Source organism: Pseudophaeobacter sp. 1A09344 (assembly GCF_041008745.1).
GTDB classification, from domain to species: domain Bacteria; phylum Pseudomonadota; class Alphaproteobacteria; order Rhodobacterales; family Rhodobacteraceae; genus Phycobacter; species Phycobacter gallaeciensis_A.
Genome location: NZ_JAXGFS010000002.1, coordinates 165,228 through 187,728 on the forward strand (window position 1 = coordinate 165,228; position 22,501 = coordinate 187,728).

The 22,501-nt window shown below is 63.7% G+C and carries 22 protein-coding genes and 2 riboswitches; of the genes, 14 read left to right on the plus strand and 8 right to left on the minus strand.

Annotated features, from left to right (window positions below):
- Positions 1-57 precede the first annotated feature (57 nt).
- The gene (cobO, locus tag SM765_RS03945; RefSeq protein ID WP_274829575.1) at positions 58-693 is read right to left on the minus strand and encodes a cob(I)yrinic acid a,c-diamide adenosyltransferase; all 636 of its coding nucleotides are present in this window, start codon (positions 691-693) and stop codon (positions 58-60) included.
- A gap of 52 nt (positions 694-745) precedes the next feature.
- Positions 746-961, plus strand: a riboswitch (cobalamin riboswitch).
- Positions 962-1,066: 105 nt separating this feature from the next.
- Between cobO and SM765_RS03950 the strand changes: the two genes are divergently transcribed.
- From SM765_RS03950 to cobJ, 7 genes are all read left to right on the plus strand, one after another.
- Positions 1,067-1,489: a DUF1636 domain-containing protein gene (locus tag SM765_RS03950; RefSeq protein ID WP_274837423.1), complete on the plus strand. Its 423-nt coding sequence runs from the start codon at positions 1,067-1,069 to the stop codon at positions 1,487-1,489.
- Between the two features lie 3 nt (positions 1,490-1,492).
- Complete coding sequence (gene cobW / locus SM765_RS03955; protein WP_274837422.1) at positions 1,493-2,527, plus strand: cobalamin biosynthesis protein CobW; 1,035 nt, start codon at positions 1,493-1,495, stop codon at positions 2,525-2,527.
- Positions 2,528-2,676: 149 nt separating this feature from the next.
- Entirely contained in the window at positions 2,677-5,922 is a 3,246-nt protein-coding gene (gene cobN / locus SM765_RS03960) for a cobaltochelatase subunit CobN (protein ID WP_274837421.1), read from the plus strand.
- A complete protein-coding gene (gene cobG, locus SM765_RS03965; RefSeq protein WP_274837420.1) occupies positions 5,919-7,079 on the plus strand; it encodes a precorrin-3B synthase in 1,161 nt (386 codons plus the stop codon). Before cobN ends, cobG begins: the two co-directional genes overlap by 4 nt.
- Before the next feature lies 1 nt (position 7,080).
- Entirely contained in the window at positions 7,081-7,710 is a 630-nt protein-coding gene (locus tag SM765_RS03970) for a precorrin-8X methylmutase (protein ID WP_274834771.1), read from the plus strand.
- 2 nt (positions 7,711-7,712) lie between these two features.
- A complete protein-coding gene (cobI, locus tag SM765_RS03975) occupies positions 7,713-8,429 on the plus strand; it encodes a precorrin-2 C(20)-methyltransferase (RefSeq protein WP_274837419.1) in 717 nt (238 codons plus the stop codon).
- Positions 8,426-9,190, plus strand: a complete 765-nt coding sequence (cobJ, locus tag SM765_RS03980) for a precorrin-3B C(17)-methyltransferase (RefSeq protein ID WP_274837418.1) — start codon at positions 8,426-8,428, stop codon at positions 9,188-9,190. Before cobI ends, cobJ begins: the two co-directional genes overlap by 4 nt.
- Here the strand turns inward: cobJ and SM765_RS03985 are convergent.
- The gene (locus SM765_RS03985; RefSeq protein WP_274837417.1) at positions 9,166-9,927 is read right to left on the minus strand and encodes a cobalt-precorrin-6A reductase; all 762 of its coding nucleotides are present in this window, start codon (positions 9,925-9,927) and stop codon (positions 9,166-9,168) included. The two genes, cobJ and SM765_RS03985, sit on opposite strands and share 25 nt — an antisense overlap.
- Here SM765_RS03985 and cbiE point away from each other — a divergent pair.
- From cbiE to cobF, 7 genes are all read left to right on the plus strand, one after another.
- Positions 9,926-11,125 carry a precorrin-6y C5,15-methyltransferase (decarboxylating) subunit CbiE gene (gene cbiE, locus SM765_RS03990; protein WP_274837416.1) on the plus strand — a complete coding sequence of 400 codons (1,200 nt, stop codon included), beginning with the start codon at positions 9,926-9,928 and terminating at the stop codon, positions 11,123-11,125. The two genes, SM765_RS03985 and cbiE, sit on opposite strands and share 2 nt — an antisense overlap.
- Positions 11,122-11,499 (plus strand): cobalamin biosynthesis protein, encoded by a 378-nt coding sequence (locus SM765_RS03995; RefSeq protein WP_274832780.1) that lies wholly within the window; start codon positions 11,122-11,124, stop codon positions 11,497-11,499. The genes cbiE and SM765_RS03995 overlap by 4 nt, the downstream gene beginning before the upstream one ends.
- On the plus strand, positions 11,496-12,290 hold the full coding sequence (gene cobM, locus SM765_RS04000; protein WP_274837415.1) for a precorrin-4 C(11)-methyltransferase: 795 nt from the start codon (positions 11,496-11,498) through the stop codon (positions 12,288-12,290). Before SM765_RS03995 ends, cobM begins: the two co-directional genes overlap by 4 nt.
- On the plus strand, positions 12,283-13,617 hold the full coding sequence (locus SM765_RS04005; RefSeq protein ID WP_274834778.1) for a cobyrinic acid a,c-diamide synthase CobB: 1,335 nt from the start codon (positions 12,283-12,285) through the stop codon (positions 13,615-13,617). Before cobM ends, SM765_RS04005 begins: the two co-directional genes overlap by 8 nt.
- Positions 13,614-14,345: a uroporphyrinogen-III C-methyltransferase gene (gene cobA, locus SM765_RS04010; RefSeq protein ID WP_274837414.1), complete on the plus strand. Its 732-nt coding sequence runs from the start codon at positions 13,614-13,616 to the stop codon at positions 14,343-14,345. The genes SM765_RS04005 and cobA overlap by 4 nt, the downstream gene beginning before the upstream one ends.
- Positions 14,346-14,414: 69 nt before the next feature.
- Positions 14,415-14,630: riboswitch (cobalamin riboswitch) on the plus strand.
- Between the two features lie 58 nt (positions 14,631-14,688).
- Positions 14,689-15,366, plus strand: a complete 678-nt coding sequence (locus SM765_RS04015; protein ID WP_274837413.1) for an energy-coupling factor ABC transporter permease — start codon at positions 14,689-14,691, stop codon at positions 15,364-15,366.
- Positions 15,367-15,443: 77 nt separating this feature from the next.
- Positions 15,444-16,205 carry a precorrin-6A synthase (deacetylating) gene (gene cobF, locus SM765_RS04020; protein WP_274832775.1) on the plus strand — a complete coding sequence of 254 codons (762 nt, stop codon included), beginning with the start codon at positions 15,444-15,446 and terminating at the stop codon, positions 16,203-16,205.
- A gap of 8 nt (positions 16,206-16,213) precedes the next feature.
- Here cobF and SM765_RS04025 read toward each other — a convergent pair whose 3' ends face one another.
- From SM765_RS04025 to SM765_RS04050, 6 genes are all read right to left on the minus strand, one after another.
- Positions 16,214-17,437, minus strand: a complete 1,224-nt coding sequence (locus SM765_RS04025) for a serine hydrolase domain-containing protein (RefSeq protein WP_274837412.1) — start codon at positions 17,435-17,437, stop codon at positions 16,214-16,216.
- 93 nt (positions 17,438-17,530) lie between these two features.
- Positions 17,531-18,562, minus strand: a complete 1,032-nt coding sequence (locus SM765_RS04030) for an extracellular solute-binding protein (protein ID WP_368981414.1) — start codon at positions 18,560-18,562, stop codon at positions 17,531-17,533.
- Positions 18,563-18,611: 49 nt separating this feature from the next.
- Entirely contained in the window at positions 18,612-19,424 is an 813-nt protein-coding gene (locus tag SM765_RS04035; protein WP_274837493.1) for an ABC transporter permease, read from the minus strand.
- Positions 19,425-19,446: 22 nt separating this feature from the next.
- Positions 19,447-20,388, minus strand: a complete 942-nt coding sequence (locus tag SM765_RS04040; RefSeq protein WP_274829588.1) for an ABC transporter permease — start codon at positions 20,386-20,388, stop codon at positions 19,447-19,449.
- Positions 20,389-20,399: 11 nt separating this feature from the next.
- Entirely contained in the window at positions 20,400-21,461 is a 1,062-nt protein-coding gene (locus tag SM765_RS04045) for an ABC transporter ATP-binding protein (RefSeq protein WP_274837410.1), read from the minus strand.
- 118 nt (positions 21,462-21,579) lie between these two features.
- Positions 21,580-22,350, minus strand: coding sequence for a helix-turn-helix transcriptional regulator (locus SM765_RS04050; RefSeq protein ID WP_274837409.1), 771 nt, complete (start codon positions 22,348-22,350; stop codon positions 21,580-21,582).
- Positions 22,351-22,501: the final 151 nt, after the last annotated feature.

Sequence of the window (22,501 nt, forward strand, 5' to 3'; positions counted from 1 at the left end):
ACGCACCGGGCACGGTATTCCCTGCCCGGTGACACCTCTGCAGATGGTCTGGCCGTCTTAGAACTCCACCCCTTTCTGCGCCTTGATCCCGGCGCGGAAAGGATGTTTGATCTGGCCCATCTCGGTCACCAGATCCGCGATCTCGATCAGCTCTTCCTTAGCGTTCCGTCCGGTCAGAACCACATGAGTCATCGGTGGTTTCTGCTCAACCAGGAACTCCAGAACCTCATCCAGATCCAGATATTCATAGCGCAGAGCAATGTTAATTTCATCGAGCAAAACCATGGTGTTGCGCTCATCCAGGATCATTTCCTTGGCCTTTTCCCAGCCTGCGCGGGCCGCCGCGATATCGCGGGCCTTGTCCTGAGTCTCCCAGGTGAAGCCTTCACCCATCGCGTAGAACTGGCACAGATCGCCGAAATGCTCCTCGATCAGGGTGCGTTCGCCGGTCTGCCAGGCGCCCTTGATGAACTGCACCACGGCGGATGGCATGCCGTGGGCGATGCAGCGCATGATCATGCCGAATCCCGAGCTGGACTTGCCCTTGCCGGGGCCGGTGTGGACGATGATCAGCCCCTTTTCACCGTCCTTGTTGGCCATCATGCGGTCACGCGCCGCTTTCTTTTTCGCCATCTTGGACGCGTGCCGTGCCGCTTCTTCCTCGGAAATGCCGTTATCAGACTTTTCGGTCACCAAGTGCCCTCCTGCAGTTTGGCACCATGTCTTGACAAGGAAGCCCGCAATAGCGCAAGGGGATTTTGTTGGTTCCTGCGAAAGCAGGCGAAGAGGGAATGTGACACGGCCATCTGGCCCAAGCACAGCCGCCCCCGCGACCGTGACCGGAGAGGTCTCCACGCCACTGGGTAACACCGGGAAGGCCGGAGAACCGCAAAGACCCCGCAGCACTGCGACGGTCTTGAGATCCGCAAGCCGGGAGACCTGCCAACAGACTTAATCTACGGGCGGACGGGGTGTTCCGCGACCGGATGTGTGAGTCGTTTCAGCACTGCGGCTCCCCTCTGGCCCCTCCCCGTCTGTCTGACAGGACGCAAGGAGAGGCGCGCCAATGGCGAAGGATACGGCTGATCAGCCCGGAAATGGCAGGCCAGAGGTCACACTGACCATCTGCACCACCTGCAAACGCGAAGGCGTTGATCCCGAAGCCACCCGGCCCGGCACCCTGTTGCTGCGGGCGCTGCGCGCCGCCGACCTGCCCGACGGGGTTTCGGTGCGCGGCGTCGAATGCCTGTCCGCCTGCAAGCGCGGCTGCTCCATGGTGCTGAGCGGCGGAACGGAGCGCTGGAGCTACATCTACGGCGATCTGGATCCCAATCAACACGTCGATGACATCCTGCAAGGCGCAGCCGCCTATGCCGCGACCGCCGATGGTCTGGTGCCCTGGCGTGCGCGCCCGCAGGTCTTTCGCAAGCAATCCATCGCCCGCATTCCCCCGGCGCCCCAGCCGGGTGACATCCCATCCGAGGAGTAACCGATGAGCGATCTCAACAAAATTCCCGTCACCGTGGTGACCGGCTTTCTCGGCGCGGGCAAGACCACGCTGATCCGCCACCTGATGCAGAACCCACAGGGCAAACGTCTGGCCGTGCTGGTCAATGAATTCGGCACTGCGGGCGTGGACGGCGACATCCTGAAATCCTGCGCCGATGAAAACTGCCCAGAAAACAATATCGTGGAGCTGGCGAACGGCTGCATCTGCTGCACCGTGGCGGACGATTTCATCCCCACGATCGAGGCCCTAATGGCCCTGCCGGAAACGCCCGAACATATCCTGATTGAAACCTCCGGGCTGGCGCTGCCGAAACCGCTGCTCAAAGCCTTTGACTGGCCCGCGATCCGCTCGCGCATCACCGTAGACGGGGTCATTGCCCTTGCCGATGCCGAGGCCGTCGCCGCAGGGCAATTCGCCCCGGATCTTGACGCCGTGCAGGCCCAGCGCGAGGCGGACGACAGTCTGGATCATGAAACCCCGCTGTCCGAAGTCTTCGAGGACCAAGTCTCGTGTGCAGATATCGTGCTTCTGTCCAAGGCAGACCTTGCCGGGGAGGAAGGCCTTGCCAAGGCCCGTGCCGTGATCGAAGCCGAAGCCCCGCGCCAACTGCCGATCCTGCCGATGAGCGAAGGCGTGATCGATCCGCGTGTGGTGCTGGGGATCGGCGCGGCGGCCGAAAACGATCTGGAGGCCCGCCCCAGCCATCACGATGGCCACCACGATCACGAGCATGATGATTTTGAAAGCATCGTCGTTGAAATGGGCGAAGTCTCCGACCCGCAGGACCTGCAGGACCGCATCGTCAACATGGCCCGCAACCGCAAAATTCTGCGCGTCAAAGGCTATGTCGCGGTGGAAGGGAAACCGATGCGCATGCTGGTTCAGGCGGTGGGCGAACGGCTGCGCGCCCAATACGACCAACCCTGGGGCGCCCAGCCGCGCAAGACCCAGCTGGTGGTGATTGCCGAACACGACGATATCGACGTCGCGGGCATCCACGCGGATCTGGGAGCCTGAGTTTGGTGCAAGACCGGGGCAAAAACAGCTGTCTCGTCCGGTCGAAAGACCGGACAGCCCCCGACCGCCCCCATGGGCGGGGGCTTTGCCCCCACCCGCGGCAGTGGGCCGTCCTCCGCGTATCCGATCAGATCGGGTGGAGCTGACCCATGCATGTCGTCTTCCGCGAAAGCCACGGCCTTGAAGAAATCGCTACGCCCTTTGACGTCGGGCAGGATCCAGCTGACCTGATCGTTCTGTCCTTTTCCGACAGCGATCTAGGCGCCTTTGCCGCGGGCTGGCACCGGGCGGGCGGTAAGCTGCCCTCCTGCCGCCTCGCCAATCTGGTGGCGCTGAAACACCCGCTGTCGGTGGACACCTATGCAGAACAGACGCTGGAAGGCGCCAAGGGTGTTCTGGTGCGCCTCATTGGCGGCGAAAGCTACTGGTCCTATGGGCTTGCCACCCTGCAGGACCTGGCCCGGCGCAAGGGGATTGCGCTGGCAATCCTGCCCGCCGATGGGCGCGAAGATCCACGGCTTGATGAACTTTCCACCCTGCCCGTCTCAACTCTGCGGCGCTTGCAGGCTCTTTGCGATGCAGGCGGCGCGGTTGCAGCGCAGGCGGCCCTTGCGCAGATGGCCCTCGCGGCGGGGCTATACGCAGGTCCCGTGCCGGGCCTTAAAACCATGCCGGACCACGGCTTTTATGACCCGGATCAGGGCGTCATCACGGATCCCCCCCAAGAGGGCAAACCGCTGGTTCTGGTCAGTTTCTATCGCTCCTACCTGACCTCGGCCGATACCGCCCCGGTGGATGCGCTGATCGCGGATCTGCGCGCCCGTGGCTACGCCGCCTATGGCATCTTTGCTGCCAGCCTGAAGGCCCCGGCCGCCGCCGATTGGCTCGCCGAGGAACTCCTCCGACTGGCTCCCGCCGGCATCATCAACGCCACCGCCTTTTCGGCACAAGGGTCAGACGGGCGCCCCTCGCCGCTCAGCGTGACTGGCTGTCCGGTGTTTCAGGTGGCGCTCTCCACCGCGCGGCGCAAGGACTGGGCCGACGCCACCCGCGGACTGTCGCCCGCTGACCTTGCCATGCATGTGGTCCTGCCCGAGGTGGATGGCCGTATCATGGCGGGCGTGGTCAGCTTCAAGGCGCCTTCCAAGAAAGACCCCGACCTCCAGTATTCGCGCTTTGCCCACCGCGCCGATCCGGGCCGCGTGCGCGCCGCCGTGGACCGGATCGAAGGCTGGCTGCGGCTGGCGCAACTGGAAAACCGCGACAAGCGTCTCGCGCTGGTGCTTTCCACCTACCCGGGGCGCGACTACAACATCGCCCATGCGGTGGGCCTTGATGCGCTGGCTTCCTGCGAACAGCTACTGGGCGCTCTGGCCGATCAGGGCTACAGCGTCACGGGGACAGGCGATCTTGGTGCCCGCCTCGTAGAGGAGCGCATCGCCTTGCCGCTGGCAGACTACAAGGCGGCTCTGAAAACGCTTCCCGACCCCTTGCAAACCGACCTCAAGGCGGCCTGGGGTACCCCCGAAGATGACCCGGATCTGCAGGATGGTGCCTTTCAATTGAAGGCCCTCATCGCAGGCAAGGCGATCATCGCCCTGCAACCCGAACGCGGCGAGGTTACGACCCGCGTCTATGACTATCACGATCTCGACCGCACCCCGCGCCATGCCTATGTGGCCTTCTACCTCTGGCTCCAGCAACAGGTTGATGCAGTCCTTCACATTGGCGCCCATGGCACGCTGGAATGGCTACCCGGTAAGGCGGTCGCCCTGTCTGACACCTGCTGGCCCGAGGCCCTGACCAGCCACTTGCCGGTGATTTATCCCTTCATCGTCAACGACCCGGGCGAGGCAGCCCAAGCCAAGCGGCGCATCGGCGGCGTGACCATAGGCCACCTGCCGCCCCCGCTTGCGCAAACCACCCTGCCCGAGGGTATGGCGCGGCTTGAAAGCCTCCTGGATGAGTATTCCACCGCCGACGGGCTGGACCCCGCCCGCCGCGACCGGCTGATCGAAGATATCCGCGCCGAGGCGCAAGGCACCGGTGTAGAGGCGGATCTGGGCCTTACCCCTGTTTGCTCTGCCGCCGAGGCGATCACCCGCATCGATGCCTTCGTCTGCGACATCAAGGAAAGCCAGTACGGCGAGGGCCTGCACATCTTTGGCACCGGCCAGTGCGGACCACAGGAAATCACCGGGGTGATGGATGCGCTCTCGGGGCGGCTGGTGGCCCCCGGCCCCTCTGGTTCTCCGTTTCGCGGCCGCACGGACGTGATCCCCACCGGGCGCAACCTCTTTACCACCGATCCACGGGCGGTGCCCTCGCGGGCGGCGCATGCGCAGGGGGTCAAGCTGGCGGAAGAGCTGCTGCGCCGCCATCTTCAGGACCACGGCGACTGGCCACGGGGGCTGGTGATTGATCTATGGGGATCGGCGACCATGCGCACCGCGGGCGAGGAATTCGCCATGGCCCTGCATCTGGCGGGTCTAGCTCCAAAATGGGACGAAGGCTCCGAACGGGTTTCGGGCTTCGAGGTTCTGCCGCTTTCCATACTGAACCGCCCCCGCATCGATGTGACCCTGCGCGTCTCGGGCCTGTTCCGCGATGTCTTCCCCGGCCTTGCCCAGATGTTCGAGACCGCTGCCGCCGCCCTTGCGGGCCGCGAAGAAGCAGCCGATGACAACCCTTACCAGACAAAAGCCCCGCGGGTCTTTGGCCCCAAACCCGGTCAATACGGCCTCTCCATGGGCGCACATCTGGACGATTACTCGGACGAGGCCCGCAGGGAGGCGGGGGAAGCCTGGCTCAATGCCTCCTCCCATGCCATCGACGCCAAGGGCGAGATTGCCGAGGCCCGCACCGCGCTGGAAGACCGCCTGAAGGGCGCCGACAGTTTTGTGCATCTTCAGGACCTGCCGGAAACGGACCTCCTCGTGGCCTCGGACTACGCTGCGCATGAGGCAGGCTTTGCCGCCGCCATGGCCCGTATCGGGCAAAAAGCGCCCGTACTATACCATATGGACGCCACCCGCCCTGATACACCGCAGGCACGCTCCCTAAGCGAGGAAATCGCCCGCGTCACCCGCGCCCGCGCCGCCAACCCGGATTGGGCGACTTCGATGATGCGCCATGGCTTTCGCGGCGGCGCCGAGATTGCTGCAACGCTCGATCACATGGCGGCCTTCGCCCATCTGGCACAGGCAGTGCCGCCACACCTGTTTGACCTCTATTTCGAAGCCACCCTTGGCCGGGACGATCTGGTGGAGTTCCTGGAGCGGGAAAACCCCGACGCGCTGGCCGCCCTGCGCGACCGCTTCCGCGCCTTGGCTGAGGCCGAACTCTGGGTCACCCGGCGCAATTCGATCATCGCTGAACTGGAGGGCGCACCATGAGCGCGGCCCCAAAAGTCTACGGATGGTGCCCCGGTGCCCTGCGCCCAATGATGTCGGGCGACGGGCTGGTGGTGCGCATCCGTGCGCCCATGGGACGGCTCAGCCCCGATCAGGCCCGCGGCGTCGCTGAACTGTCCCGGCGACATGGCAATGGCCTTCTTGACCTGTCAGCCCGGGCCAACCTGCAGATGCGCGGCATCAAGGACGACAGCCACGCGGCGCTGCTCTCTGGCCTACGGGATCTTGGGCTTCTCGATACAGATGAGGCTGCCGAAGCACGGCGCAATGTGATGCTGACACCCTTCTGGACAGAAGGCGACGACAACGCAGTGATTGCCCGTAATTTGGCGGCGACCCTGAAAGCGGCCACGGATCTGAGCTTGCCGGGAAAATTCGGTTTCGCGGTGGACTGTGGCACAGCGCCCGTTCTGCAAGACTCTGCCGCAGATATCCGTATCGAGCGCGATGCATCGGGCCTGATCCTGCGCCCCGATGGCGCCGAGCTTGGCCTGTCCGTGACACGGGAAACCGCCGTCCCCGAGGCACTGAACCTCGCCCGATGGTTCCTCGACACTGGTGGTGCACCCGATGGGCGCGGGCGGATGAGGCAGCACCTAGCCAAAGGCACACCACTTCCATCAGGCTATAGCTTGGTCGCCACCGTGGCTGCTACGGCTGCCAGGCCGGGCCAAACGGGCGCAGGCCAGTTGGTTGCGCTGGAATTTGGCCAAATGTTAGCGGACACGCTCACATCACTTGCCGATCACGGCGCCCTGCGCCTCACGCCCTGGCGGATGCTGTTGATCGAAGGTGCCAGCAATATCGCTCCCTTGCCCGGCCTGATCCTGGACGCAGCGGATCCGCGCCTGCGGGTGAACGCCTGCACCGGGGCCCCCGGCTGCCTGCAGGCGCTTTCAGCGACCCGCGATCTGGCCCGCGATCTGGCGCCGCATGTGCCGGAAGACGCCCATCTGCATGTCTCCGGCTGCGCCAAGGGCTGCGCCCATCCTGGCGCCGCACAGCTGACCCTGACCGCCACTGCCAATGACACCTTCACCCTGATCCGCAACGGCTCTGCCGCCGATCAGCCGATCAAACACAGCCTGAGCGCCCGCGCCCTGCGCGCCGCTCCCGAACTTCTGACAGAGGGCAGCTGACATGCTCCACACCTATGAAACCGATGGCGCCAGGATCTACGCCGAAAGCTTTGCCACCATCCGCGCCGAGGCCGATTTGGGCCGTTTCACCCGCGATGAGGAAAGCGTCGCCGTACGCATGATCCATGCCGCCGGAATGGTGGGGCTCGAGGAGCATATCCGCTTTTCCCCCGGCATGGCCGAAACCGCCCGCGCGGTGCTGGCGGCGGGGGCGCCGATCCTCTGCGATGCCTATATGGTCAGCGAAGGCATCACCCGCCCGCGCCTTCCCGCGAACAACGAAGTGATCTGCACCCTGCGCGATCCGAAGGTGCAGAACATGGCCAAGGAGATGGGCAACACCCGCTCCGCCGCCGCACTGGAGCTGTGGCGCCCAAAACTCGACGATGCCGTGGTCGCCATCGGCAATGCCCCGACCGCACTGTTTCATCTTCTTAATATGCTGAAGGATCCCGCCTGCCCCCGCCCCGCGGCCATCATCGGCTGCCCGGTGGGTTTTGTGGGCGCCATGGAATCCAAGGAGGCGCTGATGCAGGACCTTCCCGTGCCGTCGATGATCGTGAAGGGCCGCCTTGGCGGATCGGCCATCACCGTAGCAGCCGTCAACGCGCTGGCCAGCTGGAAAGAATAACCATGGGCAAAGTTATCTGTGCAGGCCTCGGCCCCGGCGATCCGGACCTGATGAGTGTGAAGTCGCACCGCGCCATCACCGGCGCGCGCCACATCGCCTATTTCCGCAAAGCAGGCCGCAGGGGTCAGGCCCGCACCATCGTCGAACATCTGCTGCCAGACACGGTGCAGGAACATGCGATGGAATATCCGGTAACAACGGAGATCCATTTCTCCGATCCCGAATACAATCGCCTGCTGTCGGACTTCTACGATCGATGGGCCAACCGGTTGGAGGAGATCGCCCGGACCGACGACGTCGTTGTCCTCTGCGAAGGCGATCCCTTCCTTTACGGCTCCTTCATGCATCTGCACAGCCGCCTTCAGGCCCGCGCCGAGGTGGACATCATTCCCGGCATCACCGGCATGTCCGGCTGCTGGACCGCCACCGATCAGCCGATCACCTGGGGCGACGATGTGCTGACCGTCGCCATGGCCACGCTCAGCGAGGATGAGCTGACCGAGCGCGCACGCGGAACCGACGCGCTGGTGGTGATGAAGATCGGCCGCAACCTGCCCAAACTGCGCCGCGCGCTGCAGGCGGCGGGCAAGCTCGACGATGCTTGGCTGGTGGAACGCGGCACCATGCCGACACAGAGCGTGCAAAAGCTGACCGAAGTAGTTGGCGAGGTGCCTTATTTCTCGATCGTGCTGGTGCATGGACAGGGACGTCGGCCATGACGCAAGTGACAGAAAGCGGATGGCTGGTCGTCGCGGGCCTAGGTCCCGGCGAAGAGGCGCTGGTGACCCAAGAGGTGCGCGATGCCATCGACGCCGCAACAGATATCGTCGGCTATATCCCTTACGTGAAACGCATCGCGCCGCGCGACGGGCTGGTGCTTCATGCCTCGGATAACCGGGTCGAGGTCGACCGCGCCACCCATGCGCTTGAGATGGCCGCTGCGGGACGCCGGGTTGTCGTTGTGTCCTCTGGCGATCCCGGTGTCTTTGCCATGGCCTCCGCCGTGTTCGAGGCGCTTGAGGCTGGGCCGAATGACTGGCTGGAGCTTGATATCCGTGTCTTGCCCGGCATTACCGCCATGCTAGCTGCCGCCGCCCAGATCGGTGCGCCGCTCGGGCACGATTTCGCGGCGATCAACCTTTCCGACAATCTGAAACCCTGGTCGCTGATCGAAACCCGCCTGCGCGCGGCGGGTGAAGCGGGCTTTGCCATGGCCTTTTACAATCCACGCTCCAAGTCCCGCCCTCACCAGTTCGCCCGCGCGCTTGAGATCCTGCGCGCGGCCTGCGGAGAGAACACCCTGATCAGCTTTGCCCGGGACGTCACCAAGCCGACGCAGGAGATCACCACCGTCGCGCTGAAGGACGCACGGCCGGAAATGGCGGACATGCGCACCATGGTGATCGTTGGCAACCGCGATACGCGGGCCATCGGGCGGCACGTCTACACGCCCCGCTACGCAGAAGGTTCGGCCCCGTGATCCGGGCGGCCAGACAACCACGCCATGACCGCAGGCACGGCTCCAAAGGTCAGGCGCTGCGGCACCTTCGGGCGGGCGATCATGATCACCGGCAGCCCCAAATCGCGCGCCGCCTGCAGCTTGGCTTCGGCACCGGAACCACCAGCGTTCTTGGAAACAATATGGGTAATACCATGGGCCTGCATCAGTGCCCGATCCCCCGCCACATCAAACGGGCCACGCGCGATTTCAACGGTCTTGTCCGGCAGGGGAATCTGGCCTTCGGGCGGGTCCACCAGCCGCAACAGATAGTGGTTTCCGGGTTTGCCAGCAAAGGCAGCGAGGTTCTGTTTGCCGATCGCCAGGAAGACTCGCGCCCCCACTTCCGGCAACGCCTCAACCGCCTCGGCCAAGTTCTCCACATGGCGCCAGTCGTCGCTCAACTGCGCCTGCCATGCGGGGCGCTCCAATGCACAAAGCGCCACATTCGCCAGTTCACAGGCATAGACCGCATTGGCACTCATCTGCGCGGCAAAGGGGTGCGTTGCATCGATCACATGGGTGATTCCTTCGGCCTGAAGGAAAGCCGCCAAGCCCTCGCCCCCGCCAAAGCCCCCGACGCGCAGTGGCAGCGGCTGGGTGACGGGACGCGCCGTGCGGCCCGCATAGGAGAACACCGCATCCATCCCGGCCTCGGCCAGTGCCTCGGCAAGGCGCGAGGCTTCGGTGGTGCCTCCCAGAAGCAGGATGCGCGTCATGTCTGATCCTCTTGTAAAACAATGGCTGACCATTGTTGGCCTCGGCGACGATGGACCGGCTGGGCTGGCGAATGCAAGCCGGAAGGCGCTGGACGAGGCCGCGGTGATTTTTGGCGGCCCCCGCCATCTGGATCTGGTGCAGGCAGGTAATCGCGGCCAGCCCTGGCCGGTTCCGTTTTCCATCGATCCGGTGCTTGCGGGGCGCGGTCAACGCGCCGTGGTGCTGGCCTCGGGCGATCCCTTCTGGCACGGCGCGGGTGGATCGCTGGTGGCGCATCTCAGCCCGGATGAATGGGTATCGCACCCCGCCCCCTCCTGCTTTGCTCTGGCGGCAAATACCTTGGGTTGGAAACTGGAGGAGACACTTTGCCTTGGCCTTCATGCTGCCCCCTTCGCTCGGCTGACCCCTGTGCTGGCAGCCGGAGCCCGGATCATCTGCACGCTTCGGGATGGCAATAGTCCTGCCGCGCTGGCCGATTGGCTTACCACGCAGGGATTCGGCGCAACAACGCTGAAGGTGATGGAGGCGCTGGGCGGGCCCCGCGCCCAAGTGCGCAGCAGTCGCGCAGAAACCTTTGATTTGACCGGCATCGCCGCCCCCGTGGTGGCCGCGCTTCAGGTGGCGGGCAGCACGGGCCTGCCCCGCGCCAGCGGCTTGCCCGACGATCTGTTCAAGAGCGACGGGCAGATCACCAAACGCCCGATCCGTGCCCTGACATTATCGGCCCTTTCGCCCCGCGCAGGCGAACTGCTGTGGGATATTGGTGGCGGATCCGGTTCGGTTTCGGTGGAATGGTGTCTTGCGGCCCCGGGTGCCCGCGCCATCACCTTCGAGCCGCGCGCTGACCGCCTCATCAACATCCACACCAATGCCGAACGGTTCGGGATTGAACACCGCATGAAACCGGTTCTGGGCCGCGCGCCGGATGTGTTGGATGGACAGAAAATACCCGATTGCGTTTTCATCGGCGGCGGTGGCTCACAGGCGTTGCTGGATCATCTGTGGCAAGTGTTGCCCGAGGGCACGCGGATCGTCGCCAATGGCGTGACACTAGAGACCGAGACCCTGCTGATGCAGGCCCATGCCACACGCGGCGGGCATCTGATGAAGGTGGAACTGGCCGAAGCCGGGCCGCTTGGTTCGATGCGCGGCTGGGAGCGCGCGCGTCCTGTCATCCAGTGGAGCGTCACGCGATGAAGGTCGCGGGTCTGGGATTTCGCAAAGCGGCGACCGTCGCCGACCTGCGCGCCGCCTTAGCGCTGACCGGGCATCAGCCCGATGCGCTCGCCTCACTCGCAGCAAAGGTGGAAAGCCCCGCCTTTCAAGCCCTTGCCGCCGAGTTGAACCTGCCGATGATCGCCCTGTCGGAAGAGGCGATTGCGGGCCTCGAAACGCCGACCATGTCGCCCCGTATCAAAACCCGGTTCGCAACCGGATCGCTAGCCGAAGCGGCTGCCCTCTGCGGCGCATGCCACGGCCGCACCACAGCAACCGCCCGCCTTCTCGTTCCCCGCGTTGTCACCGCAGATGGCCTTGCCACTGCGGCCATTGCAGAAAGACTGACCTCATGACCGTTCACTTCATTGGCGCCGGCCCCGGTGCTGCCGACCTGATCACCCTGCGTGGCCGCGACCTGATCGCCGCCTGCCCCGTCTGCCTCTATGCCGGCTCGCTGGTGCCCGAGGCGCTGCTGCAGCACTGCCCGGAGGGCGCCAAGATCATCAACACGGCGTCCCTGTCGCTGGATGAGATTGTGGCCGAAATCGAGGCCGCACATGAGGCGGGGCAGGATGTGGCCCGGCTGCACTCCGGCGATCTGTCGGTCTGGTCCGCCATGGGCGAGCAACTGCGCCGTCTGCGCGATCTGGGTATTCCATATGACGTAACCCCCGGCGTGCCCGCCTTTGCCGCAGGCGCCGCTGCGCTTGGCGCCGAGCTAACCCTGCCGGGCGTTGCGCAATCGCTGGTGCTGACGCGCACCTCGGGGCGGGCCTCCTCGATGCCTGCGGGCGAAACGCTGGAGAATTTCGCCCGCACCGGCGCGACGCTGGCCATTCACTTGTCGGTGCATGTGCTGGACGATGTGGTGGCGCGGCTCTCTCCGGCCTATGGCGACGACTGCCCGGTCGCAGTGGTTTGGCGGGCGACATGGCCGGATCAGAAGATCATCAAGGCCACCCTAGGCACATTGATCGAGGCAACCGAAGGCGCGCGCGGGCGCACTGCGCTGATCCTCGTGGGCCGTGCCCTTGGTGCCGAGCACTTCGACGAAAGCTGCCTTTACGCGCAGGACTATGACCGGCGCTACCGCCCGCAAAGCGCCGACAGCCAATGGGCGGATTGGAGCGAAGGCGATGACTGAAACGGGCAAGACCGGATCCTATCCGCCGGGTCTGATGATTTCGGCGCCCGCCTCGGGCACGGGCAAGACCACTGTGATGCTGGGCCTGTTGCGCGCACTGGCCGAGGATGGTCTTGCCGTGCAGCCCTTCAAAAGCGGACCGGATTATATCGATCCGGCCTTTCATCTGGCCGCTGCGGGGCAGGCCTCTTTTAACCTAGACACCTGGGCGATGGATGGCGGCCTTCTGGATGCCGTTGCGGGGCAGGCAAACGGCGCGCAGATCTGCATCGGGGAAGGCTCCATGGGGCTTTATGATGGCGTTGCCACGCGCGGCCAAAGCGGCTTTGGCTCTTCAGCGGAAACCGCAAAACGCATGGGCTGGCCGGTGGTGCTGGTGGTTGATGTCGGGGGGCAGGCACAATCCGCGGCCGCCACGGCGCTGGGGTTTCGCGCCTATGATCCCGATCTCCCTTTTGCTGGGGTGATCCTCAACCGCGTTGCCAGCCCGCGCCACGAAAGGCTGACCCGCCTCGGGATGGAGCGCGCGGGCATTCCCGTCCTTGGCGCCCTGCCCCGGCGTGGCGATCTGACCCTGCCCGAGCGCCACCTCGGCCTGATCCAAGCGGTGGAGCACCCGGATCTTGAGGCCGCGATTGCGGGCTATGCCGCCTTCCTGCGTGAAAACGTGGATCTGGAGGCGATCAAATCCGCCGCCCGCGCCGGAGCTGCGCCCGCCTCGGCCCCGCTGCCGAAACCTCCTGCGCAGCGCATCGCACTGGCGCGGGATGCGGCGTTTTCCTTCACCTACCCGCACCTGCTGGAGGGCTGGCGCGCCGCCGGGGCCGAGATCCTGCCGTTCTCCCCTCTCGCCGATGAAGCTCCGGCCCCGGATGCTGATCTGATCTGGCTGCCGGGGGGCTACCCCGAGCTGCACGGCGGCAGGCTGGCCGCTGCCGGGACCTTCCGCGCCGCCCTGTGCAAACACGCCGAAACCCGGCCAGTCCATGGCGAATGCGGCGGCTACATGGCACTGGGCGAGGCGCTGATCGACAAGGACGGCAACCGTCACCGCATGGCCGGGTTGCTGGGGCTCGTCACCTCATATGAAAAACGGAAATTCCACCTCGGCTACCGCCGCGCCGTTCTGGAGGCGCCGATGCCGGGCTTTGCCGCAGGCGGTGCCTTGCGCGGGCATGAGTTCCACTATTCGACCATACTGGACGACCCCGATGCCCCGCTGGCCCGGGTGATGGACGCGGATGGCAACCCGGTGCCGGAAACCGGATCGATACGCGGCCATGTGACCGGCACCTTCTTCCACCTGATCACCGGAGAGCAATCATGAGCGGTTTTGTCAGTTTCGTCTCCTCCGGCCCCGGCGATCCTGAACTGTTGACCGTCAAGGCGGTGAAACGGCTGGGGGCAGCCGATGCGGTTCTGTTCGATGACCTTTCATCGGGGCCGATCCTGACCCATGCGCGCAAGGACGCCGATCTCGTCGGAGTGGGCAAACGTGCAGGGCGCCCCTCACCCCGGCAGGACCACGTCAGCCAGCTCTTGGTCGAATACGCCGCGACCGGGGCGCATGTAGTGCGGCTGAAATCCGGCGATTCCGGCGTCTTTGGCCGTCTGGAAGAGGAAATCTCCGCGCTGCGGCAGGCAGGTATCGGTTTCGAGATTGTGCCCGGTGTCACTGCGGCCTCGGCAGCTGCTGCGGCCGCCAATATCCCGCTGACCCGGCGGCTGACCGCGCGACGACTGCAGTTCATCACCGGCCATGACGTAACTGGCGGCCTGCCCGAAGGGCTGAATATGACCGCCCTCGCCGATCCCGAAGCCACGACCGTTGTCTACATGGGGAAACGCACCTTTGCAGCGCTCGCCGAACGGTTGCTGGTGGCCGGGCTGCCGCCCGAGACGCACGCGCTGATCGCGCTGGGTGTTTCGACCCCGGATCAGTCGCTGTCCTGCCACACGGTGGGGGAACTCCCCGAGGTCCTGCGCGCGATGGAGACCAAGGCACCGGTGCTGATCCTCTATGGTCCCCTGGCCGATGAGGACCTGCCCCGCTGATCGCCCATATGCCGCAATTGAAACACGGATGACGCGCCAGACACGTTGACAGCTTTGTAAGCGCTGTGTCATCTCTGAAAGACCAAAGGTTCCGACGGGTCCAAGACCCAAGGATGAAAAGGGAACACGGTGAGGTGTAGCCATCAGGCGCCAAATCCGTGACTGCCCCCGCAACTGTGAGCGGAGAGCCACCGGGCATCGCCACTGGTCCCTATCAGGACTGGGAAGGCCCCGGACCGGCATCGACCCGCGAGTCAGGAGACCTGCCGTTGGAAGACGTGGCCAAGATGGCCCAACCATAACCTATGTAATGCCGCCGGGTGAGGCGGCAAGGAGACAGAACATGCATATCGAACCCGGAATCGTAAACGGCGTCAAAATCGCCCTGTCCTATGCCACCGCCGCTGGCGCCATGGGCTTTGCTGCGAAAAAGACGATGGAAGATCTGGCCACCTCCGGCATCGCATCCTTTGCGGCGCGTTCGGCCATTGCGACTGTCGGCGTCTTCACCTTCTTCGAAGTGCTGCCGCATTTCCCTGTGGGCGTTTCCGAGGTTCACTTCATCCTCGGCTCGACCCTGTTCCTGCTGCTGGGCGCTGCACCTGCTGCCTTCGGTCTGGCGATGGGACTTCTGATCCAGGGCGTGTTCTTTGCCCCGATCGATCTGCCGCAGTATTTCATCAACCTGACCACGCTGCTGGTCCCGCTGTTCGCGATGAAGGAACTGGCCAAGCGGATCATCGCTCCGAACACTGCCTATGTTGATCTGAAGTATTCTCAGGCGCTGGCGCTGTCGACCGCCTATCAGGCAGGCGTTGTCGGCTGGGTCGCTTTCTGGGCCTTCTACGGTCAGGGCATCGGTGCCGAAACCATGGCCTCGGTCTTTACCTTTGGTGCAGCTTACATGACCGTCATCCTGATCGAGCCGCTCGCCGATCTGGCCGTCCTCGCGGCAGCCAAGAGCCTGCGCGGTCTGGAGCGCAGCGGGCTGGTCACGCCCCGCCTTTATGCGGCTGCGTAAGCCCGTCGCCGACATCTGATGTGTCACATAGCGCGGCCCCGTTTCGGGGCCGTGTTTCTTTTCCAAAGGCACCTGACATGATTGATCTCACCCTTGTTGGCATTGGCACCGGCAATCCCCAGCACCTGACCCTGCAGGCGGTCGAAGCCCTGAACGGGCTGGATCTGATCCTCATCCCCAACAAGGGCGCCGGTAAGGACGATCTGGCCGGTCTGCGCCGCGACATCTGCAACCGGATGATCAAATCGCCGGGGCCAGAGATCGTCGAATTCGACCTGCCACAACGCGATCCCGCGACCGCCAGCTATCGCAAGCGCGTGGATAACTGGCACGATGCCATTGCCGAGATCTGGCAAGAGACCATCGATCAGCACCTGCCCCGGGGCGGCAAGGTCGGCTTTCTGGTCTGGGGCGATCCATCCCTTTACGACAGCACCATGCGCATTGCCGCGCGGCTTCAGGCCCGGACCGAGGTTTCCATTCGCGTCATTCCCGGCATCACCTCGATCCAGGCGCTGACGGCGAGCCATGCCATCCCCCTCAATGAGATCGGTGATCCCGTCACCATCACCACCGGCCGCCAGCTGCGCGAGGCGGGTTGGCCGGAGAGTGCCGACACGCTGGTCATCATGCTAGACGGCGACTGTAGTTTTCAGTCCATCGACCCCGAAGGTGTTCAGATCTGGTGGGCGGCTTATGCCGGGATGGAGAATGAAATCTCCCTATCCGGCGCGCTGCACGAAGCCGCAGATGAGATCATCAAGGTCCGCGCGAAGGCGCGCGCGGAGCATGGCTGGATCATGGATATCTACATCCTGCGCCGCCCCGCACGACGGTAACCCCCGCCCTAGCCCAGCGCGCTGACGATGGCCTCGCAGGCCTGCACGGCATCCAGACCAAAGGCCGGGATCAGATAGTCAGGCCAGCTCGACAGCTTTACGATCACAACATCGGCGCTGCGATCGATAAAGATTAGCTGACCGAACACACCCCGGGCCATGAACACGCCGCGCCCGGGATCGTGCACCCACCAGAACCGCCGATAGGCGCCTTGCGGTGACAGCACGTCATAGGGCGCGCCGAATTTCGATGGATCCGCGCCGGTGCAGATACCATCGATCCAGGCCTCGGGCACGATCTGGTCATCGCCAACCCGGCCGCCATTCAGCACCATATGTCCGAACCGGGCATAGTCCCGCAGACTCGCATTGAACCCCCCATCGGCCAGCGCCGTGCCCGCATCATCGACGGTAAAGAACCCATCCTGTTCACAGCCAAGCCTACGCCAGATCCGGTCGGACAGCAGTGCAGACAGATCCGTACCGCTTACCCGCTCCAGCGCCCAGGCAATGACATCGGTTTCAATCGACCGATAGGAGAAGCCGAGCCCATGCGCCCGCTCCTGCGGTAGGGAGAGGATCACGTCGCGTATGGTCGGCTTGATCTCCCCGTCCCGCACCGGGCGCCAACCCGAGGCGATATCGACCCGGGTCATGTCGCTGCCCGGCAGCCCATAATCCTCAGAGAACCGCGCACCGGACAGCATGTCCAGCGCTTGATCCACCGTGCAACCCGCATAGCCGGTGCCCGCCAGTTCCGGCACGATCTCCTCCAGCGGGGCAGCCAGATCCAGCAGCCCCTCGCCGTGTAAGATCCCGGCGAGGATGCCGATCACGGATTTGGAGACCGACTGCCCCAGATGCGCCGCCTCGGCATGAAAATCATTGGCGTAGAACTCGGTGACGATGGTGCCACCGTGCAGCACCAAAAACCCGTCGGTGTAGCTTTGCCACAGCCAATCGCCGACCCACTGGCGGGTGCCTGCGCCGGTGGCAAAACAGACCTCTGACAGCTCCTGCAGCGCAACTGGCAGCGGCGCAGCCGCAGCGGGACCGCTGCGCACATCCGCCGTGGGAAACAGGCACCGCATGTTCTGGAAGGACCAGCGATTGAAGGGGGCCAGATCCCAGTTGTCCAGCGTCGGCCGTTTTTCCGGCGGCGGCGGAAATCCCTGCATGATGCCGATTTCCCGCGCCGTTTTCGGCTTCAGACTGTCTGCTGTCCGGTGCATTGGGCACGCTCCCGCATGGCAGCCCAGCGCCTGGACTGCGGTCAAAAATTCCGGTGATGGCCCCATGGGCCACCACCCTTCTGTTTGGCTGAGTTACTGCTTCAGGCGGGTCCAGACCTTGTTGTACATCGCCACGACATCCTGATCGCAGGGTTTGACGAAGTCCGGCACCGGGGCGCCTTCAGGCATCACGATCTCCGGCGCCTCCAGCATTTCGGCGTCCATGAATTCCTCGGAGCCGATGACGCCGTTGGCATAGCGGGCAAAGTTGGAGGTCATCGCCGCGTTTTCAGGCTCCATCATGAAATTCACGAACAGCTTGGCGTTCTCCATGTTGGGGGCATCCGCCAGCACCGCGACGTTATCCATCCAGCCGGTGAAACCTTCCTTGGGATAGGCGTATTTCAGCGTCGGGCGATCGGCTCGGGCGCGCATCGCGGCGCCGTTCCAGCTTTGCGACAGGTCGACATCCTTCGAGGTCAGCTTCTCGATCACCGCGTAATCCATGGTGCGCCAGTCTTCCTTGGCCTTGAGCAGCAGCGCCAGCAGCTCTTTCATCTGGGCCGGGTCGGAATTGCAGCGCGGATAATCGAGATAGCGCAGTCCGGCGTTGATCACATCGTTCATGTCGTTGAGCATATTGATGCGGCCCTTCAGCTCTTCGGGTGGGTTGAACACGACCTCAAGCGTGTCGATGACTCCGCCGTAGACCGCACTGTCGACGGTAAAACTGGTGGTACCCCACTGATAGGGTACTGAGTATTTGCGGCCCGGATCCCAGTAGACATCGACCCAGTTCGGATCGAGGTTCTTGAAGTTCTCCATCTCGGAGGCGTTGATTTCGGCCAGCAGCCCCTCGCCCACCATGATGGCGACCATATAATCGCCCGGGACCACGATGTCGTATCCGCTGCCGCCTTCCTTGACCTTGGCCAGCATGGTTTCGTTGCTGTCATAGCCATCCAGCGTGACCTCGATGTCATACTGCTTTTCGAATTTCTCGATCATCTCGGGGTTGGTGTAATTGCCCCAGTTGTAGATGTTCAGCGTGCCTTCGGCGTTAGCTGCAGCCGCACTGAGGGCGATGACGGAGGTAAGCCCCGCCTTAAGGATCGTCAGTTTCATGGATCTTCCTCTTGTTGGTTGGTGGGTCCCGTCTGGTGCGGGCTTCTGGTTATTTTCGTTTGCGTTGCAGGGCGAAGGTCAGCGCGACCATGGCCACGGTCAGCAGGATCAGAATGGTGGAGACCGCGTTGACCTCGGGCGTCACCCCGCGCCGGATCTGGCCCAGGATGTAGATCGGCAGGGTGGTTTCCCCGGGACCGGCAATCAGCAGGGTGATGATCACGTCATCCAGCGAGACCACGAAGGCCAGCATTGCGCCCGCCAGAATGCCCGGCATCAGCAGCGGCAGGGTGACATGGCGGAAGGTCTGCCAGGGCGTGGCATAAAGATCGGCGGCGGCGGTCTCGAACGTTTCGGACATGTCGGCAAGACGGGCGCGCACCGGGATAAAGGCAAAGGGGATGCAGAACACCGTATGCGCCAGAATGAGCCAGCCCAGCCCGGTGATCCCTGTCAACTGTCGCAGGATCGAAAAGAACGACAGGGTGGCAATGGCGGTGACGATTTCCGGGATCATCAGCGGCTGATTGATCAGGGCAATCGCTGCCGCGCGCCCGCGATAACTCCCGCCCCGCGTTGTCGCCAACGCCGCCATTGTCGCGATGACGGTAGAGATGACTGTGGCAGTCAGAGCTACCCGGATCGAAATCCAGGCCGCGTTGCGGATGTCGTCATTCTCCAGCGCCTTGGCGTACCACTTGAGGCTCGCCTCGGTCCAGACGACGACCGAGCGGTTGTCGTTGAAAGAGAACAGGATCAGCACGGCGATCGGCGCATAAAGCAGCAGCAGAACCAGCCACGAAAGCGCCGTGAACAGGGGCTGACGCCGCAACTCACGCGTCTCGCTGTTGCGCCACAGCATGCCAAGCCTCTTGCGGGGCAGATCATCCATGGGCCTTCTCCTTCTCGGCGCCTGCCCGGAGCGATACCAGAAGCGCGATCAGCACTACCGACATCAGGATCAGCGCCGCCGCCGAGCCGAAGGGCCAGTTGCGCCCGGATCCGAACTGCATGGCAATCAGGTTGCCGATCATCAGCTTCTTACCACCGCCCAACAGCTCGGGCGTGATATAGGCGCCCAGCGCGGGGATCAGCACCAGCGCGCATCCGGCCACAATACCCGGGCGGCTGATCGGAATGACGATATGGCGGAACACCTGCACGCGGGAGGCATAAAGGTCGTGTCCCGCCTCCAGCAGGGAAAAGTCGAACTTTTCCAGTGAGGCATAGATCGGCAGGATCATGAAGGGCAGATAGCTGTAGACCAACCCGGCCAAGACCGCCCCATCGGTATAAAGCATCTCGATGGGCGCGCTGATCAGCCCCAGTTTCATCAGCGCAAGGTTCAAAAACCCTTCGTCGCGCACGATCAGCAGCATGGAATAGGTACGGATCAGAAGGTTGGTCCAGAACGGCAGGGTAATGGCAAAAAGCCAGAGGTTGCGCTGTTCGGGAGGGCGGGCCGCGATGAAATAGGCCACCGGAAAGCCGAGGATCAAAGTGCCGATCATCGCGCATAGCGCCAGCCCGAAAGAGCGGCCAAAGATCTGCAGATAAGCGCTGTTGAAACTCAGAGTGTCATCAAAAATGTCGCGCTCGAACAGGAACTGTACATAGGCATCGGTCGAGAACACCCATTCGACGCCGCCATAGGTTCCCGGCTCCAGCAAGGAATAGACCAGCGCGATCGACAGCGGCGCCAGACCAAACACGCCGATGATCACGAGCGCAGGCAAGAGCAGGAACAACCGGACCCGCCGGACCGTCCTGCTACGAGCCGCAACGGCCTGCTGCAAATTCTGCGCCGTGGGCGAAGTTTGTTGCATCCCCTGCCCCATCAGTCTGCCAGCACATGCAGCATGGAGGTCTCTGGGATCAGCCCGATCTCGCTGCCCGCCGGGCTGGGCTCTGCCACCTGCACCTGAATCTCGGTGCCGTTCTGAAGCCGCACCCGCATTTGCGAACCGGCTCCGAAATAGCTGCTGTCGAGCACGGTTCCGCGCAGCACAGCCGCCGCATCGGACGCCGCGCAAACGGTAAGGGTCTCGGGGCGCAGCGCCACATAGACTACCCCAGGAGGCAAGCCATCGCTGGCCGCATTGGCAAGTACAGGCTCCCCGCCGAAAAAGCTGATCCGCGCCTGCGCCCCGTCATAGCCAAGGAGGTCCGTCGCCACGATATTGGTGTCGCCGATGAAATCCGCGACGAACCGGCTTTGCGGCGCGGTGTAGATCTGCTGCGGGGTGCCCACCTGCTGCACGCGTCCTGCGGACATGACCGCGATCTGATCGGACATCGCCAGCGCTTCGCCCTGATCATGGGTGACAAAGACAAAGGTGATGCCGGTTTCGCTTTGCAGGCGTTTCAGCTCGCTCTGCATGCCCTTGCGCAGTTTCAGATCCAGCGCCGACAGCGGTTCATCCAGCAACAGCACCTTGGGACGCGGCGCGAGCGCGCGCGCCAGCGCCACTCGCTGCTGCTGCCCGCCAGACAGCTGGTCCACCCGGCGTGCGGCGAACTCGCCCATTTGCACCAGATTCAGCATGTCATCGATGGCGGCAGCGATTTCCGCCTTCGGGCGGTTCAGCATTTCCAACCCGAACCCGATATTGCGGGCCACAGTCATATGCGGAAACAAGGCGTAATTCTGGAACACGGTGTTCACCGGACGCTTGTGAGGCGGCAGATGGCCGATCTCCTGCCCGTCCAGTGCGATCGCGCCTTCGCTGGGCAGTTCAAACCCGGCAATCAACCGCAGCAGCGTGGTCTTGCCGCAGCCCGATGGCCCCAGCAGGGTGAAAAAGCTGCCCTCCGGCACATCCAGCGACACGGTTTCAAGTGCCGTCACAGCAGAGGCGCCGATGCCGAACCGTTTTGTCACTTCTCTCACGTTGATCATAATCTGTTCCGGCACGTTCCTGTTGGCAGTCTGTCCGGTCAGACTAAAGCCCCAAGGGCAATGGGGAAATACCTCCAGGAGGGGGTGTCGGCCCTACCCCCAAAGGGGTAGGCGCTCATCAGGTCACCGATTGCAGAAAGATCGAAAACAACGCCGATTGCGAGGAAATCCCCAATTTTCGGTAGATGTTCTTGCGGTGCACCTTCACCGTTGCGGGTGACAGATCCAGCAGCAACGCAATCGACTGGCTGGAATGCCCGCGCAGCAGATGCTGTACGATCTCAATTTCGCGGCAGGTCAATCCTTCGCAGACCTGCTCGATCATGCTCTCAAGGCTGACGCTGCCGCTCGCCGCCTCGCCGCTGCTCTGCGGACGCCGGTGAAAATGCTGCTCGCACAAGGCCGAGATCACCGGATGTATATTGCGCAGCCGTGCCAGATCCCGCTTGGAAAACCGCATCTCCCCCGTCAGCCGCCCGAGGGACAGAAACAGGGTGCTCTCCGGCAGGGTGACAAACACCGCCATCTCGTCTTTCAACCGCACGGATCGGTAATAGATGCTGAAATAATCGGTCTGGGAAAACCGGTCCGGCGCCACATGATCCAGCACCATGACCGGGTCATATTTGCCGCTGATATAACTCACCACAAAGGGATCCAGCAGCCAGGCCCGGTCCAGCCAGCGGTCCACCACGACCGAACGCCGCTCCTGCCGAACATTGTCATAAATATGCTCGGGCAGCCTGCTGGGGCTGAGCCGACTGACAAAGGCCCCGCGAAACGGCGTTGCTGTGCGCATGAAATCCAACAACGCGGGCAGGAAATCCGGCGTTCCGATGGACCGGATCGCGCTGGCAAGTTCATCGGACGTAGCTGCGGATTGGGTCATCTCAACCGATCTGGCTCTTTGTGGCAGGTTTATCCGGGCAGCGTTTTACAGCCACTCCCAGCGTAGTCTGCCCTGTTATAGGGCGCCCCGTCCACACTGACGATGAGACCTTCGGCCACTGCACCGGACGCAGCCAGTGCAGTGCCGGGAA

What these genes read in the sequence shown, in the direction of transcription:
- SM765_RS04040 (WP_274829588.1), bottom strand. Translation starts at nt 20,388, where the DNA reads ATGCAACAAACTTCGCCCACGGCGCAGAATTTGCAGCAGGCCGTTGCG.
- SM765_RS04030 (WP_368981414.1), bottom strand. Translation starts at nt 18,562, where the DNA reads ATGAAACTGACGATCCTTAAGGCGGGGCTTACCTCCGTCATCGCCCTC.
- cobI (WP_274837419.1), top strand. Translation starts at nt 7,713, where the DNA reads ATGGGCAAAGTTATCTGTGCAGGCCTCGGCCCCGGCGATCCGGACCTG.
- cobJ (WP_274837418.1), top strand. Translation starts at nt 8,426, where the DNA reads ATGACGCAAGTGACAGAAAGCGGATGGCTGGTCGTCGCGGGCCTAGGT.
- cobF (WP_274832775.1), top strand. Translation starts at nt 15,444, where the DNA reads ATGATTGATCTCACCCTTGTTGGCATTGGCACCGGCAATCCCCAGCAC.
- SM765_RS04050 (WP_274837409.1), bottom strand. Translation starts at nt 22,350, where the DNA reads ATGACCCAATCCGCAGCTACGTCCGATGAACTTGCCAGCGCGATCCGG.
- cobW (WP_274837422.1), top strand. Translation starts at nt 1,493, where the DNA reads ATGAGCGATCTCAACAAAATTCCCGTCACCGTGGTGACCGGCTTTCTC.
- cobA (WP_274837414.1), top strand. Translation starts at nt 13,614, where the DNA reads ATGAGCGGTTTTGTCAGTTTCGTCTCCTCCGGCCCCGGCGATCCTGAA.
- SM765_RS03995 (WP_274832780.1), top strand. Translation starts at nt 11,122, where the DNA reads ATGAAGGTCGCGGGTCTGGGATTTCGCAAAGCGGCGACCGTCGCCGAC.
- SM765_RS04025 (WP_274837412.1), bottom strand. Translation starts at nt 17,437, where the DNA reads ATGCACCGGACAGCAGACAGTCTGAAGCCGAAAACGGCGCGGGAAATC.
- SM765_RS04035 (WP_274837493.1), bottom strand. Translation starts at nt 19,424, where the DNA reads ATGCTGTGGCGCAACAGCGAGACGCGTGAGTTGCGGCGTCAGCCCCTG.
- SM765_RS04045 (WP_274837410.1), bottom strand. Translation starts at nt 21,461, where the DNA reads ATGATCAACGTGAGAGAAGTGACAAAACGGTTCGGCATCGGCGCCTCT.
- SM765_RS04015 (WP_274837413.1), top strand. Translation starts at nt 14,689, where the DNA reads ATGCATATCGAACCCGGAATCGTAAACGGCGTCAAAATCGCCCTGTCC.
- cobN (WP_274837421.1), top strand. Translation starts at nt 2,677, where the DNA reads ATGCATGTCGTCTTCCGCGAAAGCCACGGCCTTGAAGAAATCGCTACG.
- SM765_RS03950 (WP_274837423.1), top strand. Translation starts at nt 1,067, where the DNA reads ATGGCGAAGGATACGGCTGATCAGCCCGGAAATGGCAGGCCAGAGGTC.
- cobM (WP_274837415.1), top strand. Translation starts at nt 11,496, where the DNA reads ATGACCGTTCACTTCATTGGCGCCGGCCCCGGTGCTGCCGACCTGATC.
- SM765_RS03970 (WP_274834771.1), top strand. Translation starts at nt 7,081, where the DNA reads ATGCTCCACACCTATGAAACCGATGGCGCCAGGATCTACGCCGAAAGC.
- SM765_RS03985 (WP_274837417.1), bottom strand. Translation starts at nt 9,927, where the DNA reads ATGACGCGCATCCTGCTTCTGGGAGGCACCACCGAAGCCTCGCGCCTT.
- cbiE (WP_274837416.1), top strand. Translation starts at nt 9,926, where the DNA reads ATGTCTGATCCTCTTGTAAAACAATGGCTGACCATTGTTGGCCTCGGC.
- cobG (WP_274837420.1), top strand. Translation starts at nt 5,919, where the DNA reads ATGAGCGCGGCCCCAAAAGTCTACGGATGGTGCCCCGGTGCCCTGCGC.
- SM765_RS04005 (WP_274834778.1), top strand. Translation starts at nt 12,283, where the DNA reads ATGACTGAAACGGGCAAGACCGGATCCTATCCGCCGGGTCTGATGATT.